A 14,822-nucleotide genomic window follows, 5' to 3' on the forward strand; every position below is an offset into this window, starting at 1 on the left:
GCGAAGCTAACACGCACACCTGCCTCGCGCATGGCGACCGGAACCTTCAACCGCGTCTCGACGCAGGAATTCACGGCGCTATTCGCTGCGACCCAACCCGGGCCCCGAACGAACAGCACCTGCCGCGCCGCCGGCTCGACATTGTCGTCGGGGATGTGCCGGGTCGGCACTCTTGGGGAGTGCGTCGGGCCACCGCTGGCGGTCGACGCCGGTCTCCCACGCGGCCACCGGGTCCGACCTCCCGGCACGGGCTGCGGCCCGGTCAACGGCCGGGAAGTCCGCCCCGCCCACCAGCTGATGCGTCCCACACCCCTGCTCCGTCTTCGCCGCCAGCACGTAGGTCGTGCCGGGCCGCAACGGGGGCTCACCCTCCACCCGCCAGGTGTCCTTACCGAGGGTTCCACCCAGCTGGACCACCCGCAGCGTCTTGACCGGATCGCCCTTGAGGGTCCTGTCCACGGTCACCTCGAAGACGGTGTAGGGCGTGCCGTCGCGCTCCTGCACCTCGGCGACACGGTCCACCGTCGCGACGACGACGTAGTCGGCGAATCCCGCCACCTTCGTCTCATCCTTCACGTCGAACGCGTAGGACGCGTGCACCGAGTGCGTTTCACCCGCGCGCAGCGAGTCATAGGCCAACCACCCGCCAGAGGCCACCGCGACAGCGGCGGCGCCTGCGACCAGCGGTCGAACAAGGCGGCGGCTCATGATCAGTACCCCCGTACGCTGCGATACGAGCTGATGTCCCACGACTGCAGGTCGTTGCTCATGTTCGGGTTGCAACAGGCCGGGCACGAGTCCATCACCGCGATCTCCGGCCCGTGGCCGGGCTTGAGGGAATGCCCGAACTCGTGGGTCATGACGGCGTGCTTCTGCGGCTCGTTGCAGCCGTCCATGTGGTACGCGTTCAGTGTGATGTCGTCCGCGCCCGCGCTGCAGTCGAACCAGCCCGCCCGACTGTCGCTCGAAGGGATGTAGTCGGACACGTCGACGTCCGCGTAGGTCGAAGCCGTATCCGCTTTGACGTTGATCGGGTTCAGCGGGTTCCACTGATCCACCGCGTGCGACCGGACCGACCGCCCGACCGGGTGAGCCCGGACTGTGGCGGCTGTCGGCGGCGCTGCCCGCCACGTTTTCGGGCGGTTCCTCCCCGACCGCCGCCTGGCGCCCGTGGGGGCGTGACGGCGGAAGGCAACGCCGCTAGCCTCGGCCTGTGGACCGGTGCGACGAGTGCGGCTTCGACTATGCCGGCGTCTCCGCCGACGAACTGCCGCCGATCCTGCGCACGCTCGGCGGGCGATACTCTGCCGCCCTCGCCGAGGTGCGGCAGGTGCGCCGGCGACCGGCCGAGGGGGTGTGGTCGCCACTGGAGTACGCCTGTCACGTCCGCGACGTGCTCGGCGTGCAGGTCGAACGCCTCGCGCTGGCGCTACGCGTCGAGGAGCCGGAGTTCGCCCCGATGGGACGCGACGAGCGCGCCGTGGCGGAGGCGTACAACGAGCAGGATCCCGCCACCGTGCTGGCGGCGCTGGGCGCGGCCGCCGACGACCTGGCCGCCCGGTTCGGCGTGCTCGGTCCTGCGGAACTCGCCCGCACCGGGGTCTACCCGTGGCCGCGACCGCAGGCCCGCACGCTGCTGTGGCTCGGCCGACACACCGTCCACGAGGGCGAACACCACCTGCTCGACATCCGCCGCGCCGCGCGGTCGGAGGCATCCCGCTAGGTCATCGGGACTGGAGGGCGGCCTGGCGAGCGCCGTCGAACACCGAGCAGGTGGTGGGACGACGTGCTCCCGCCGGCTCGCGGTTGCCGGCCCGACGCCAGACAGCCAGGGGGACCGATGATCCGCTCGCCCGGCTCCGGCACCCACGCGACGTCCCCGGCCGCCACCCCACCAGGGCGCCGGGCCTCCAGGAAGCGGCCGGTCAGCAGAGGCCCGAGGGAGCGACACTGACGCATGTCAATGTATGGTTTCATCGATGTGAAGTGACGGGTCTTGGCGACCTGTCGGGGCAACGCCGCCTCCACCGCACGGAACCGACGATCTCCAGGGAGCGCAGATCATGAACGAGAATCGGGTGGGGCGGCTACGGACTCGATGGCGGCGGGCAGCCCGAGCCGCCGTCGCGACAGCGGCCTCAGTCGGGATCACCGTGCTGGCCATCGGACTCACGGCGGGTGCGGCCACGGCGGGCGTCAGCGCTGCCGACCGGGGCACGCCGGACGCCTCGGTCGCCGCCGGCCCGGTCTCCCGGGTCGCCGCGGGCAATCTGCACACGTGCGTGATCCGCAATGACGGCGCACTCTGGTGCTGGGGCAACAACTTCTACGGGCAGCTCGGCGACGGGACCTCCACGGACCGGACCGCTCCGGTCCGGATCGGCGACGCCACCACCTGGGCGCGTATCGACGCCAGCATCAGCACCACCTGTGCGGTACGCACGGAGGGAACGCTGTGGTGCTGGGGCAGCAACAACAACGGGCAGCTCGGCGACGGGACGACCACGAAACGGAGCAGCCCCGTACGGATCGGCGACGCCACCACCTGGGCCAGCGTCAGCACCGCCACCAATCACACCTGCGCCGTCCAGACCACCGGCACCCTGTGGTGCTGGGGCCAGAACCGCCACGGGCAGCTCGGCACCGGCGCGACCCCCTATCAGGCGACCGCCCCGGTGCAGGTCGGCACGGCGACCACCTGGGCGAGCGTCACGACCGGGTACGCGCACACCTGCGCCACCCGTACCGACGGGACCCTGTGGTGCTGGGGCAGCAGTTCGGACGGGCAGCTCGGTCTCGGCATCCGGGACTACCGGGCGACGCCGACGCAGGTGGGCACCGCCACCACGTGGACCGGCGTGACGGCCGGCTACGTGCACACCTGCGCGGTCCGCGCCGACGGGACGCTGTGGTGCTGGGGCGAGAACGGGTACGGCCAGGTGGGCGGGGGCGTCGGCTTCCAGACCACCCCGCTCCAGGTCGGTACCGGCACCACCTGGGCGAGGGTCGAGACGAGCATCGACTCGTCGTGCGCGACGCGCACCGACGGCAGCCTGTGGTGCTGGGGCAACAACGCGTCCGGGCAGCTCGGCGACGGCACCACCACCCACCGGTCGACCCCGACCCGGGTCGGTGCCGCCACGACCTGGACGGACAGCCTCGCCACGTCCTACCACGCCTGCACGATGCGCGCCGACGGCAGCCTGTGGTGCTGGGGCGACAACTCGTTCGGGCAGCTCGGCGACGGCACCACCACCCACCGGTCGACCCCGGCGCAGGTGGCCCTGCCGGGCTGACCGCCGCTGGACGAGCGGTGCCGTCGGTCCGCGCCGCCGCGGACCGACGGCACCGCACCATCGGCCGGCCCCGGAGTCGGTCGCGGCGGCCTCGTCACCGCGCTTCAGACCCCCCGATCGGCTTACTGCTGAGCCCCGCGACCGGGACCGGGACCGCGACCAGCCGGGGTCGGCTCTCATTGCACTAATACTTAAGTATCTTTATATTTCGATGGCACCAGATTCCCTCCCCGACCACCGGAGGTGCCCGTGCGACTTCGCGGCAGAACGATCCTGGCCGCCGGCCTGCTGGCGGCGGTGGCGCTGGCACCGCTGGCCCTGACCGGCACCGCCGGCGCGGCAGCGGCACCGACCGCGAGCTTCACCAAGGTGAACGACTGGGGCTCCGGCTGGGAGGGCAGCTACCGGATCACGAACTCCGGCAGCAGCACGATCACCTCGTGGCGGCTGGAGTTCGACCTGCCCGCCGGCACCACCGTCGGAACGTACTGGGACGCGCTGCTGACCAGCAGCGGCCAGCGCCACACCTTCACCAACCGGTCCTGGAACGGCACGGTCGCCCCGGGCGCCTCCGTCACCTTCGGCTTCGTCGCCACCGGCACCGGCACCCCGACCGGCTGCACGCTCAACGGCCAGCCCTGCGCCGGCGGCACGACGCCACCCACCACCCCGCCGCCGTCCACTCCCCCGCCGCCCACCACTCCCCCGCCGACGACCGCGCCGCCCACGACCCCGCCGCCGACCGGCGTCTCGCCGGTCGCGGCCAACGGCCAGCTCCGGGTCTGCGGTCGCCAGCTCTGCAACCGCGACGGCCGGGCGATCCAGTTGCGCGGCATGAGCACGCACGGCATCCAGTGGTACGCGAACTGCGCCACCCCCGCCTCCCTGGACGTGCTCGCCAGGGAGTGGAACGCCGACGTGCTGCGCATCTCGATGTACATCCAGGAGGGCGGGTACGAGACCGACCCGCGCCGCTTCACCGACATGGTGCACCAGTACATCGAGCTGGCCACCGCCCGGGGCATGTACGCCGTCGTCGACTGGCACATGCTCAGCCCCGGCGACCCGAACCACAACCTGACCCGGGCGCGCACCTTCTTCGCCGAGATCGCCGACCGGCACAAGGACAAGGTCAACGTGCTCTACGAGATCGCCAACGAGCCCAACGGCGTGCCGTGGAGCGCCATCAAGAGCTACGCCGACCAGGTCATTCCGGTCATCCGCAGCCGAGACCCGGAGGCCGTGGTGCTGGTCGGCACCCCCGACTGGTCCTCCCTCGGCGTCTCCGGCAGCGGCGGCGGGGTGGACACGATCGCGGCGAACCCGGTCGCCGGCGGCAACCTGATGTACGTCTTCCACTTCTACGCCGCGTCGCACGGCAACGCGTACTACGACACCTTCGCCCGGGCCGCCGACCGGCTGCCGCTGTTCGTCACCGAGTTCGGCACCCAGGACTACTCCGGTGACGGCCCGAACGACTTCGCCATGGCCCAGCGCTACCTCGACCTGATGGCCAGCAAGAAGATCAGCTGGACCAACTGGAACTTCTCCGACGACTTCCGTTCCGGCGCGGTCTTCACCACCGGCACCTGCGGCAGCGGCCAGTTCGGCGGCACCAGCCGCCTCAAGCCGGCCGGCGCCTGGATCCGCGACCGCATCCGCACCCCCGACACCTTCTAGTAGTACCTGGTCAGGTCTTCGGGCGTGTCGCTTGTACGGACATCGTGGCGGTGCCTGGCTGCGGTGATTGGATGAGCGGGAACTCGCCGTGGTGCGGGCGCGGTCGAAGGACTTCGCGGCAGAGGTCTTCGCGGGGCTGCGACGGTCGGGCCAGCGGACGACCGGCCTGCGGTCTCTGCGTGGGCTGAGTGTTCCGGTTCGCCGGTTCGGCTCGGCGAGCACGTGCACGAGGATGTGGTGCAGCGTCACCGGTGTGTGGCGCCACCACCGCACCGAGCCGGGCGCCTCGACCGGGAGCGCCTCGATCGTCGCGTCCGCGCGTGCCCAGGCCCGATGCCACAGGCCGATCCTGCGGTCACCAAGGACGCCTGCCTGACCAGCCCGAGCAGCTTCGTGCCGGTCGGCACGAGCGGGCGTCGAGGTCTGTCATGGCGCCCAGGCTCTCGCCGCCACGTCCACCGCGATGCCCCCGTACGCCCGGATTCAGAGACACGGCTCTGCGACGGTGACCGATCGCGGTGGGTGATCACGCCAAGTCCTGTGCATCGCCAAGGAGGGTCTATCGCAAACAGGTTTGCTGTGGAAACATATTGCTATGACCACTGACTCGTTGTCCGCCGGCGATGACCCTCACCGCCTCCTCTCCGACGTGCGCGACCTGGCCGACCGCGTACGCCGCGACCAGCGCCTGACCTGGGTCGCACTGCTGGTGCTGGCCGCGGTGACCTTCGTGGCCGTCCCGTTCGACTGGCTCTTCATGAAGGTGCAGTGCGACGGCGACGGCTGCTCGTTCGCGCGCCGGGGCATGCTCTACTACTGGCCACCCGCGCTACTGCTCGCCTATACGGCGATCGCGGTCAGCTACGTACGGGCCGCCCGGGCACGAGGGCTGGGTGCCCGCGTGCTGCCGTACGCGATCACCGGTGCCGCGACAGCCGTCGTGCTCACGGCCGCGTACACGGCGGCGGCCGCCTATTTCCCGAGCCACCCGCCTTTCGGGGGCGGCCCGATGCCGTTCTGGTGGATCGCGCTGGACCGGCTGATCGCACCGTGGGGTCTGATCGGGATTGCGCTGCTGGTGCTGGCCCGCCTGGAACGCAACGTCGCGCTACTGCTGTTCACCCTGGGCTACCTGGCGCTGGTGCTGCTGGTGTTGCCGACGACCGAGGGCATGGGACTGCCCGATTGGATGATCCCATCGTTCCTGTCGGGGGCGGACAGCCAGCTCCGGCTGTCGATGACGTCACCCCAGCTCGTCACCGGCACCGTGCTCCTGGCGGGCGGGATCGGCTTTTCACAGGCCCGCCGGAGGCAGCGGTGACTGCCGAGGCCGACACCCCGGACCCGTCCGACCACCCGGTCACCGGCCTCAACGAGGTCGTGCACCAGCGGGTGCGGCTGGGCATCCTCGCCATCGCGCACGAGGCGCGGCGCGTCGAGTTCGGCTACCTGCGCAGCCAGCTCGACCTGACCGCCGGCAACCTTTCCAAGCACCTCACCGTGTTGGAGACGGCCGGCCTGATCGACATCGAGAAGGGTTACGAGGGCAAGCGTGGCCGCACCTGGATCACCCTCACCCCCAAAGGCAGGACCGCCCTCGCCGAGGAGATCGGCCGCCTGAAGGTGCTGATCGCCCGTGTCGAAACCACCACAGAGGGCAAATGAGCCTGACCCGCCGTAGCCGGCTCGCCGCCGGCCCGGCCGTCCCGCTCGCCACAGCTGCCGGTGCCGGCCGGGTGACGGCCGCCCCGGCCCGGCCCGGCTGCCCGCACCCACCCGGCCCGCACCCGCTCGGGTGCTCAGGGCCGTCGGGAGTCGAGCAGCGCGATCCTGCGTGCCCCGGCCGTACGTCGGTAGCTGGCGTCGAGTAGCTCGCCGACCTCATCCCAGCCGGTGTCATCGGTCAGGTCCACCCCGACCCACCCGTAGGCACCCAGGTAGGCCGGCACGAAGCAACGGTCTTCCGCCAGCAGCGCCGCGCGCTCGTCGGGGTCAACCAGCACGATCACCGACTGTTCGTGCTGTTGATGGACGCCGTCGACCTTCACCGCTCCCCCGTAGTAGGCGAAGACCTTGGTGGTGTAGAAGGCGGGACGGCCATGGGAAATCTTCTCGGCCGCGTCGGGAAAGGCCAGGGCGAGCGTCCGCAGCCGGTCCAGAAGCGGATCTGCCTCGTCGAACATGATGGGATGCGGCATGTCAGCAGGTAAGCACATCCCGGGCGGCCACGGCGCCCCCGCCGTTGCCCATCTGCCGGACGTCTCGCTTCGTGACGATCGCGCTGGCCCCACAGGTCGCCGACCACTGAGGGAGCGCTTTCCGTACGTCGAGGACGGGGCCGGTGGGCCACTACCATGCGCGCATGGCTCACGTTGCTCGGGCCCGCAGGCCGTACCCGCTGCTCGTCGCCGCGGCGGTCCTGCTGGCGCTCGGCGCGGCCACGGCCTGGGGGGTCGGCGACACGCTGGGGCTGAGCCACACCCCCGCCGCCGTGCCGCGCGAGGACGCCGTCGCCGCCCCGGTGCGGACGCCCGCACCGGTTCCGCCGTTGGCGTCCCTCGTCGTGCCCGACGAGCCGCGCGTCAGGAAGGCCGCGGCCGCCGTGGCCGACGCGGTCGTCTCCCGCGGCCTGCCCCGGCCGGTGCTCACCCCGGCCGCGCCGCGCCCGGCCAGGTCCGCGACGGCCACGCCGGGCAGCGGCGCGGCGCGGGTCGCGGCCCCGGACCTGTCGGCGGTGACCACGCTGCGGGCGGCCGTGCTGGCCGCCCTCGGCGGGGCGCCCGAGTCGTACCGGCTCGACGTGCACGGCGCCGAGCTGGCCGTCCAGGGCGGCGACGTCGCGGGCCTGGCAGCCGGGATGTACCGGCTGGCCGACCGGATCCGCTCCGGTGCCGAGGCGCTCCCCGCGGCGGACGAGGGTCGGGTGGTCGTCCCCCGGCTCGGCCTGCGGCTGACCGACGCGGGCTCGGTGGGGCGCGAGCCCGACCCGGCCGCCTTCGCCGCCGGCGACGACTACGGCCTGAACACCGACGTGGTCCGGTCGGCGGTGCTGCCCGGCGCGCCGTGGGTGGACGCCGGCGCGGTGGCCCGCATCGACGCGCAGTTCCGGCAGTTCGTCGACCACTCGGTGGCGCAGGGATTCAACGGGATCGTCGTGCCCGGCTTCCTGGAGTACGTCACGTTCGCGAAGGTCGGCGACGGGCGCGCGGTCTACCCGCCCGGCGACCCGCACGTCGACCGCGCGCGGGCGATGGTCGCGGCGTTCGGCCCCGTCTTCCGGTACGCCGAGGACATGGGCGTGCGGGTCTTCCTGCTGACCGACATGCTCGCGGTGTCGCCCCCGCTGGAGGCGTACCTGACGCGGACCGTCGGCGGCCTCGACGTGGCCGACCCTCGACTGTGGGCGGTCTACCAGGCCGGGCTGGCCGAGCTGTTCGAGAGCATGCCGTTCGTCGACGGCCTGATGGTCCGCGTCGGCGAGGGCGGCGAGGTGTACGCCGGGACCGGCTGGGACTACTCGTCGAGGCTCGCGGTCACCACGGAAACGTCCGTGCGCGCGATGCTGCGGGCGCTCCTGGACACCGCGGGCGCGGCCGGCAAGGAGATCATCTTCCGCACCTGGACGGTGGGCGTCGGCGCCGTCGGCGACCTGCACACCAACCCGGAGTCGTACGAGCGGGTGCTCGGCGGGCTCGACGACCCGCACCTGATCGTGTCCACCAAGTACACCCTGGGCGACTTCTACAGCCACCTGCCGCTGAACACCACCCTGCTGGGCGGCGGGCACCGCCGCATCGTGGAGTTCCAGGCCCGGCGCGAGTTCGAGGCGTTCGGCTCGCTGCCCAACGACCTCGGCCCGCTGCACCGCCAGGCGCTGCGCGCGTTCCTCGCCGCCAACCCGCACGTCGAGGGCGTCTGGAACTGGACCCAGGACGGCGGACCGCTGCGCGCCGGGCCCATGTCGCTGCACCTGCGCGCCGGCTTCTGGCAGCTCTACGACCTCAACACGTACGCCGTCGGCCGCCTGGCCTGGGACCCGCACGCCGACCCGGCGCAGGTCACGGCGGACTGGGCGTACCGCACGTTCTCCGGCGACCCGGCCACCGTCGCCGCGATCGGGCAGGCCATGGCGCTGTCCCGACAGGCGGTCACCAGGGGCCTCTACATCAGCCCGTACGCCGACCGGTCGGTGCGGGCGCTCGGGCTGGAACCGCCGCCCATGATGTGGATCTTCGAGTGGGACATCCCGACCGGCGACTCTGCCGCGCTCAACAGCATCTACGCGGTGACCGGCGGCCGCGTCGACGAGGCGATCGAGGAGGGCACGCAGGCCGTCGCGCTGGCCCGGCGCATGCGCGACCTGGTCGCCGCTACCGACCCGGCGACCTGGCGCGACGCCGAACTGCGCGGGCGCTTCACCGCGACGCTCGACTACCAGGTCGACCTGTTCGAGACGCTGGGCGCGTACCGGACCATGGTGCTGCGGCACGCGCAGTGGCTGGACACCGGCTCCCCCGCCGCCCGCCACGACTGGCGGCTGGCCGCAGCGGCGTACCACGACGCCCGCGACGCGCACCGGCAGCGCTACGGCGCCGACCTGGACCTGCCCGCGTACAACTTCACCGCCGCCGACCTCGGGGCGCGGCGCGCCGACCGGGACCCGGCGATGGCCTGGGCGGCCCGGGCGTTGCTCGGGTCGATCCTGCTCGTGGTGCTGCTCGGCCTGCGCGGGCGCGGGTTCGGCGGGGCCGCCGCGCGCGGGTTGCTGCTCGGCGCACTCCGGCCGTGGCGGGTCGCCGCGCTGCCGACGCCCGCGGCGCGGGCGGACCGGGTGCTGGTGTGGCTGGTCCCGGCCGTGGTGCTGGTGGCGAGCCGGCTCGTGCTGACCTGGTTCGCCGCACCGGCGCACCTGCTGGTCACCCTCGGTGGGTGGGCGCTGTTCGCCCTCGTCGTACGCCTCGTCGTCGGCCGGCGGGACCCGTTCCACCTGTGGGCCGTGGTCGGCGGCGTCGCGCTGCTGCGCAGCGTGCTGCTACTGGCCGCGCTCGCCGGGCGCGGGCCGGGCGGGTACTGGTTCGCCTTCTGGACCGCGCCGGGCCTGCGCGCGGCGTACGTCACCGTCGCGTTCGCGGCGTTCTGCTGGCTGTTCGTGGCCGCCGCCGTGATCCTGCGGGACCGGTACGGCCTGCGCCGCCGAAGCGCCGTCGGGCTGACCCTCACCGCCGCGGGCGTGCCCCTCGGCGTGTTGTCCGCCCTGGTCTCGGTGGTGGGCCTGGAACGCGCGCTGACGGTGTGGAACGACCAGCTCGCGCTGCTGCCCTGGGGCCTGTCCCGCATCCTCGGCATCACCGTCCACCTGGGCATCCCCGCCCAACTTCCCGCGTACACCGCCGCCGCCGGAGCCGCCCTCGCCGTCGCCGGTCTGCTGCTGGCACTCGGCCGGCCCGCTACTGGCACTCGGCCGGCCGGCGGGGGGCTCCCGCCGGCCGGCCGTCGGCGTCACCGGCCGTAGACCTCGAACTCGTGCAGCGAGAACCCGTACGAGGTGGCCCGCTTGAGCCCGTACACCCGCACGTAGCGGGCGGCGACCGGGGCGAACGTGGCGTTGTCGACGCCGCCGTTGCCGGTGGTGGTGGCGAACACCGGCGTCCAGGAGCTGCCGTCGCCGGAGACCTCGATCCGGTACGACGTGCCGTACGCGGACTCCCAGCGCAGCACCGCCCGGCTGACGGTGCGGGCCGCGCCGAGGTCGACCCGGAGCCACTGGTTGTCGTTGTAGCTGCTGGCCCAGCGGCTGCTCAGGCTGCCGTCGACCGCCTTGTCCGGCGTGTGGCTGGTCAGGAACTGGGTGCTCGACGCGGTGGCGGGGCGGCCCTGGGCCAGGTTGGTGACGTCGTCGCCCCGGCGCGCCGGGAACGAGACGACCTGCTGGTAGGTGGGGCGGTTCTGCCAGGCGATCACCGGGTGGGTGATGCCGCCGAGCCCGGAGTGGGCGATCGAGTCGGCGCACCACTGGTCGCCGGCGGAGCAGGACTTGTCGCCCGGGTAGACGGTGGTGGCCGGCACGGCCGCCGCCTGCCCGAGCGCGCCGAGCAGCGCCGTCCGGCACGCGGCCAGGTTGCCGCCGCCGCAGTACGCCCGCCCGAGGCCGCCGGCCACCGGGTCGCCGAGCACGGTGCGCACGTCCTTGTCGACGTAGCCCCACCAGCCGTACTGGAACGCCGAGCCCTTGTGCGCCTGACCCTGCAACGCCCAGCTCACGGCGCCGTCGCGCCCGCCGTTCTGGCCGCCCGACGGCGCCTCGTTGACCTCGATGGCGTCCACCAGCGCGGCGTAGAGGTCCGGCCCGAGGCCGGGGCGGAACTGCGCCGAGGCGAGCAGCGGCCACCACGCGTCGAAGATCCGGATGGCGTCGGCGTGCTGGTAGACCTTGGAGCCGGGCGTGGTCTCCACCCGCCGGGCGCCGGCCTGCTGCCAGGCCCGCAGCCTGCCGATCGCGTCGGCCAGCGCCGGGTCGGTGACCGGCGCGCTGTCGAGCACCCGCAGCAGGTCACCGAGGACCTGCTGGCCGCGCAGGTCGGTCACCGCCGCGTCCGCCATGATCTTGAGGACGTCGGCGCGGCCGAGCTTGCGCTGGGCGATCGCCGCGCGCACCGGACCGTCGAGCAGCTGACCCCGGTGTACGGAGCCGAAGCTGAAGTTGCCGTCCGCCGCCCCGAAGTCCCGCGCCTGCTTGTTGTTCCAGCTCACGTAGTAGTCCTGGTTGACCGACTGCGGGTGGGCCGAGAGCGGAATGTAGGTGGCGTCGTTGGTGTCCGGGTTCCAGCCGACCCACTCGTACGCCGGTTCGGCCTTCGCCGGCAGGTTCGGGTCGACGGTGGCCGGGCGGACCGGGTTCGAGCCGGAGTTGAAGTACGCCGCCTCGGTGGAGTTGACGTAGAACCAGTTGAACGCGTACCCGACGCTCGCGGCGGACGCCTGGAACGCCGCCGCGTTGCCCATCGCCGACGGGTCGTTGAAGGCCTGGAAGCCGATCGCCGAGTCGGCCTCGTGCCGGTAGGTGGAGCGCAGCTTGGTGAACGCGGTCGGCTGCCCGTTCACCAGCCCCCGGTAGGCGACCAGCCCGTACTTCGTGCGCAGCGCGCGCAGCGTGTACGACCCGGCCGGAGTGGAGTCGGCCAGCGTCGGCGACCAGGAGTTGCGCTGCTCCAGCGTCTCCATGGCGAGGCACTGCCCGTGGTAGAGGTAGCGGTTGGTGCGCAGCGTCGGCGCGCTGCCGTCGGTGGTGCACAGCGGCACCGCGTAGGTGTCGGTGAGGTCCTGCGAGGCGGAGGTGGCGCTCCACGCGTAGTCCTGGCCGCGGCCGAGCAGCACGTAGAGGTTCAGCCCGGCGAACGCGGCGCCGCGCGCGCTGATGCCCGGCCCCTGCAACTCCTGGAGCATCAGCAGTTGCGGGGCGAAGTAGCCGGTCTGCGGGCCGAACACGGCGACCGGGTTCCCGGTGGTGGTGTGCCGTCCGGAGACCACGACCGCGTTGGACATGCCGTGCGCGCGCAGGTTGGCCAGGCCGCCGACCAACTCCTGGGTGGCGGTGCTGGCGCCGGTGCGCGCGGCGGCCCCGCCGGTCTGGTCGTAGGCGAGCGGCTCGGCGACCACCGTGCCGGCGTCGGGGAGCACCGCGCTGGTCGCGCCCGGCGGCGTCGCGCCGTACGGGAAGCTCTGCCCGTCGTGCAGGGTGAGCACGGTCTCCGGGTCGTTCTGCGACCGGAACGCCGCCCACACCCGGTCGCCCTCGGTGGCGCCGTACTTGGCCCGGGCGGCCACCCGGACCAGCGCGGACTGGATCTCGCTGCCGCCGCCCCCGCCGAAGAGGCCGCCGATCACGCCGGCGGTGGCGATCAGGTCGGTCATGGTGAAGTGCTTCGGTTTGCCGGCGCCGGCGAGCACGTACTCGCCGGGGTAGTTGTCGTCGGCGATCGACTTGTCGATGTAGGCGTTGATGCCGGCGATGTAGTCGACCACGTCGGTGTAGAGCTGCTGACCCCGGGCGCCCTTGGTGCGCAGCGCGTTTACCTGGGCCTGGAGGTCCGCCTCGGTGTAGGGCGAGTTGGCCCAGACGCTCTGCTCCAGCTCCCGGTTGCCGGGGGCGCCGCCGGCGAACGAGGTGACCTTGCCGCGGCCGACGTGCCGCAGCAGGTCCATCACCCAGAGCCGGTCCTGGGCCCCGGCGTAGCCGGCGCCGAACATGGTGCCGGCGCGGGTGGTGCCGGTGATGTGCGGGACGCCGGTGGCCTTGTCCCGCACGATGGTGACGTCGGCGCGTGGCGAGACGGTGCTCTCGACCTGCGCGGCGGGGACGCCGAAGGAGGCGTCGTTGAAGAAGTGGGCGATCTGCTCGTCGGTCAGCCCGGCGTAGTTGTAGACCAGGTTCGCGTACTCGTCGAGCTGGTCGCTGGAGTGCGCGGGGCGGGTGCCGAGCGCCTGGTGGGCCAGGATGGCGGCCAGCGTGGCGTTGCCGTTCTGCCCGGGCGGCAGGATGTCGGCGCACTGGCCGAGGCAGTAGTCGTTGGCGGCGAACGTGGCGGCGGCCAGCGCCGGTGACGGCGGGGTGACGGTCAGGACGCTCGCGGTCAGGGCGGCGGCGGTGAGCGCCGCGAGCCGGGCGCGGAGTGGGAAACGGGGCATGAGTCTTCCTCCGGGGACGCGGAGTCGGGCCTTCGGTACGCCCGGCTGCCGTGCCGACGTCTCGTCCTCCGCGCCCGGGCGTTCCACCCGGAGGTGAGATTGGCTCATATCTATCTCCGGGCAATGATCGCGGCCGACCGCCGCCCGGGATAGCAGTCGTTCACCAACCGCCAATGCCGACGTTTCGCCCCGCGGCGCCGCTCCCCGGGACGTGACAGTGGAGGCGGCGCCGTCGCCACCCCCACCGCGCCTCCTCGCCGGTGCGCCGTCAGTGCCTGCGGAACGACCGGCGCACCACACCAAGGGCGCACCAGGAGGTGGCGCCGACCTTGCCGGTCGACGGCTGGTCGCTCGCGCAGGGCCAGCGCGCACCGCACGCCTGTGACCAGGGCCGCAGGCAGTTCCGCACTGATCCACTACGGTGGTGGAGCTGTCGCACGTGACCGGAGGACGCACATGGCCCGCCCCTACAAGCCCGGACCGAAGCAGTTCGTCTTCTCCGTGGGTGATGGCGACGATCAACACGTTTCGGTGGGTGACCCCCAGGAGGCCTACGTAGCGTTCTCTGCGTTCTTCCGGGGTCGCGAGTCCGACACCTACACCATCAGGGATGAACCGGCGGGGCAGAGTTTGGTACTCATGCCCCGGCTGGGGGTGATCTCCCGGACCAGGGACGCGGACCCACCTCGGTCGGAACACCTCCAGGTCGACCGGCCCAACCGCTACCTGCCGAGCGCGATGCTGTTCTTCGAGAACGGATACGCCGGTCTCGACCGCTTCGGCCAGTGGTTCTCCGACCTCTCGGACCTCGACGCGTCACCCGAGACCCGCGGTGCCGCCCGCGCCGCCACGATCACGACGGAAGCAGCGGCGATCGAAGAAGTCGCCCGGATCTGGGCAGATTCGGGCAGCGTCGACCCGAGCGACCAGTACTACGTCTTCTTCGAGTCGCATGGTGTCGACGATGACCGAGCCGAACGAGCCGAACTGCTCCAGTTGATCGATTTCCTCGGTCTCGAACGAGTCGACGCCCCGGCCGGGACCGCTGGGGGTGAAGTCTGGGTACGCACCGACCCACGCCTCGACGTCGAAGCTGCACGATGGTCGTGAACAGGCGGTGCGGGGTGGGCCGCACCATCGCCGTGACACTCGCCCTGGGCC

General features: G+C 72.3%; 11 protein-coding genes. 7 read left to right on the forward strand and 4 right to left on the reverse strand.

The genetic code is table 11. The features are described from left to right. Positions 1–78: 78 nt before the first annotated feature. Positions 79–708, reverse strand: a complete 630-nt coding sequence (locus RM555_RS08820) for a hypothetical protein (RefSeq protein ID WP_311411270.1) — start codon at positions 706–708, stop codon at positions 79–81. Positions 709–710: 2 nt separating this feature from the next. Next, positions 711–1,058, reverse strand: a complete 348-nt coding sequence (locus tag RM555_RS08825) for a hypothetical protein (RefSeq protein ID WP_311411271.1) — start codon at positions 1,056–1,058, stop codon at positions 711–713. Between the two features lie 155 nt (positions 1,059–1,213). Between RM555_RS08825 and RM555_RS08830 the strand changes: the two genes are divergently transcribed. The 5 genes from RM555_RS08830 (at position 1,214) to RM555_RS08850 (ending at position 6,641) form a co-directional block, all read left to right on the forward strand. Further along, positions 1,214–1,723, forward strand: coding sequence for a DinB family protein (locus tag RM555_RS08830; RefSeq protein WP_311411272.1), 510 nt, complete (start codon positions 1,214–1,216; stop codon positions 1,721–1,723). A gap of 430 nt (positions 1,724–2,153) precedes the next feature. Then, positions 2,154–3,296, forward strand: coding sequence for an RCC1 domain-containing protein (locus RM555_RS08835; RefSeq protein ID WP_449560139.1), 1,143 nt, complete (start codon positions 2,154–2,156; stop codon positions 3,294–3,296). 270 nt (positions 3,297–3,566) lie between these two features. Further along, on the forward strand, positions 3,567–4,976 hold the full coding sequence (locus RM555_RS08840) for a cellulase family glycosylhydrolase (protein WP_311411367.1): 1,410 nt from the start codon (positions 3,567–3,569) through the stop codon (positions 4,974–4,976). Positions 4,977–5,571: 595 nt separating this feature from the next. Then, a complete protein-coding gene (locus RM555_RS08845; protein WP_311411274.1) occupies positions 5,572–6,297 on the forward strand; it encodes a hypothetical protein in 726 nt (241 codons plus the stop codon). After that, positions 6,294–6,641, forward strand: a complete 348-nt coding sequence (locus RM555_RS08850) for a transcriptional regulator (RefSeq protein WP_311411275.1) — start codon at positions 6,294–6,296, stop codon at positions 6,639–6,641. The genes RM555_RS08845 and RM555_RS08850 overlap by 4 nt, the downstream gene beginning before the upstream one ends. A gap of 134 nt (positions 6,642–6,775) precedes the next feature. Here RM555_RS08850 and RM555_RS08855 read toward each other — a convergent pair whose 3' ends face one another. Then, positions 6,776–7,174, reverse strand: a complete 399-nt coding sequence (locus RM555_RS08855; RefSeq protein WP_311411277.1) for an MmcQ/YjbR family DNA-binding protein — start codon at positions 7,172–7,174, stop codon at positions 6,776–6,778. Between the two features lie 164 nt (positions 7,175–7,338). Between RM555_RS08855 and RM555_RS08860 the strand changes: the two genes are divergently transcribed. Next, a complete protein-coding gene (locus tag RM555_RS08860) occupies positions 7,339–10,488 on the forward strand; it encodes a hypothetical protein (protein WP_311411278.1) in 3,150 nt (1,049 codons plus the stop codon). Here the strand turns inward: RM555_RS08860 and RM555_RS08865 are convergent. Next, positions 10,476–13,661 carry a penicillin acylase family protein gene (locus RM555_RS08865; protein ID WP_311411279.1) on the reverse strand — a complete coding sequence of 1,062 codons (3,186 nt, stop codon included), beginning with the start codon at positions 13,659–13,661 and terminating at the stop codon, positions 10,476–10,478. The two genes, RM555_RS08860 and RM555_RS08865, sit on opposite strands and share 13 nt — an antisense overlap. A 456-nt stretch (positions 13,662–14,117) precedes the next feature. Here RM555_RS08865 and RM555_RS08870 point away from each other — a divergent pair, with 456 nt between their 5' ends. Beyond that, on the forward strand, positions 14,118–14,771 hold the full coding sequence (locus RM555_RS08870; protein WP_311411280.1) for a hypothetical protein: 654 nt from the start codon (positions 14,118–14,120) through the stop codon (positions 14,769–14,771). Positions 14,772–14,822 lie beyond the last annotated feature (51 nt).

The organism is Micromonospora reichwaldensis, from assembly GCF_031845925.1.
Classification (GTDB): Bacteria; Actinomycetota; Actinomycetes; order Mycobacteriales; family Micromonosporaceae; genus Micromonospora; species Micromonospora reichwaldensis.

Coding starts and splice junctions, on each gene's coding strand:
- RM555_RS08855 (WP_311411277.1), bottom strand. CDS start 7,174: ATGCCGCATCCCATCATGTTCGACGAGGCAGATCCGCTTCTGGACCGG.
- RM555_RS08820 (WP_311411270.1), bottom strand. CDS start 708: ATGAGCCGCCGCCTTGTTCGACCGCTGGTCGCAGGCGCCGCCGCTGTC.
- RM555_RS08865 (WP_311411279.1), bottom strand. CDS start 13,661: ATGCCCCGTTTCCCACTCCGCGCCCGGCTCGCGGCGCTCACCGCCGCC.
- RM555_RS08870 (WP_311411280.1), top strand. CDS start 14,118: ATGGCCCGCCCCTACAAGCCCGGACCGAAGCAGTTCGTCTTCTCCGTG.
- RM555_RS08860 (WP_311411278.1), top strand. CDS start 7,339: ATGGCTCACGTTGCTCGGGCCCGCAGGCCGTACCCGCTGCTCGTCGCC.
- RM555_RS08845 (WP_311411274.1), top strand. CDS start 5,572: ATGACCACTGACTCGTTGTCCGCCGGCGATGACCCTCACCGCCTCCTC.